Here is a 1362-nt window from a genome sequence, read left to right as displayed (position 1 = left end):
CCTCGATGAGGGCGACGTCGAGACGCTCCGGGGCGACATGACCGAGGAGCGCACCCGCCACTACCTGCGGGAGGCGGTCGGCGAGGGCGGCGCGGACGTCGTCGCGAGCGACATGGCGCCGAACATGACCGGGGAGTACTCCCTCGATCACGCCCGCTCGGTCCACCTCGCGCGGCAGGCGCTCGACACCGCCGAGGAGCTGCTCGCGCCCGGCGGCGACTTCGTCGTGAAGGCCTTCCAGGGGGAGGACCTCGACGCGTTCCGCGACGACGTGGCGGCGTCGTTCCAGTACGTCCGGACCGTCTCGCCGCCCGCCTCGCGGGACTCCTCCTCCGAGGTGTACCTCGTCGCGAAGGGGTACACGACCTCGCCGGTCGCCGAGGGCGACCGGATCGAGGTGACCGTCGAAGAGGAGGGCGACGAGGGCGACGGCATCGCCTACGTCGAGGGGTACACGCTGTTCGTCGACGGCGACGTCGGCGAGACGCTCGCGGTCGAGGTCACCGACGTCAAGCCGCGGTTCGGCTTCGCGGAGCCGGTCGACGGCGGCGAGTCGATCGCGTCGAACTGAGCCCTCACGGTCGGTGGATCGCCCGTTCTCTGGCTGACCGTCCGCTCTCTCGGTCGACCGTCCGTTCACCCGGCCGGAACCCGCGCACCTTCGCTGCCGCTATCAGCCGGGATAATTCGACTCTGAATCTTATATACCCCGGTCGGCGAGTGACGACAAATGGACAGTGACGGCGCACGCTTCGAATCCGAGGGCGGTTCCGCCGAGGGGGACGACCCGACGGCGACGACCGACGCGGACGCGACCACCGACGGCGGGGTCGCGTCCGGCGAGACGACGACCCCTCGGACCGGTGCCGATGAGGACGTCCCGGTGTCGGCGTTCCGCGAGGCCGCGGAACGGCTCGCCGACGGTGACCTCGGGGCGCGGTTCCCGGCCGAGGACGCGGAGGGCGAGGCGGCGGCGCTGGCGGCGACGCTCAACGAGTTCGTCGACGGGATTACGGAGACCGTGGCCGCCGTCGACGGCTTCGGCGACGAGGTCGCGGGCGCGACGGAGCACGTCCGGTCGAACGTCGACCGCGCGAAGGCGCAGAGCGACGAGGTGTACGCCGCGGTCGACGACATCGAGGGGGCCGCGACCCGCCAGCGCGACGACATCGCGGCCGCGACGAGCGAGCTCCAGACCGTCTCGGCCGCCACCGAGGAGGTCGCCGCCTCCGCGGACGAGGTGGCCGAGACCGCGGCCGGCGTCGCCGAGCGAACCGACGAGGGGACCGACGCCGCGACCGCCGCCATCGAGGAGCTGCGCGTCGTCGACGAGCGGACCGAGGAGGCCCTCGTCCGGGTCGA

At 72.5% G+C, this 1362-nt stretch carries 2 protein-coding genes; both read left to right on the top strand.

From position 1 onward, the window contains the following. Window positions 1-571: 23S rRNA (uridine(2552)-2'-O)-methyltransferase (locus tag U4E84_RS17480; protein ID WP_322533363.1), on the top strand; the 571-nt coding region annotated here is incomplete at its 5' end. A 159-nt stretch (window positions 572-730) separates the two neighbouring features. Continuing rightward, window positions 731-1362: methyl-accepting chemotaxis protein (locus tag U4E84_RS17475; RefSeq protein WP_322533362.1), on the top strand; the 632-nt coding region annotated here is incomplete at its 3' end.

Source organism: Halorubrum sp. AD140 (assembly GCF_034497445.1).
Lineage (GTDB): Archaea > Halobacteriota > Halobacteria > Halobacteriales > Haloferacaceae > Halorubrum.
This window is presented reverse-complemented; position numbering and strand designations above follow the sequence as displayed.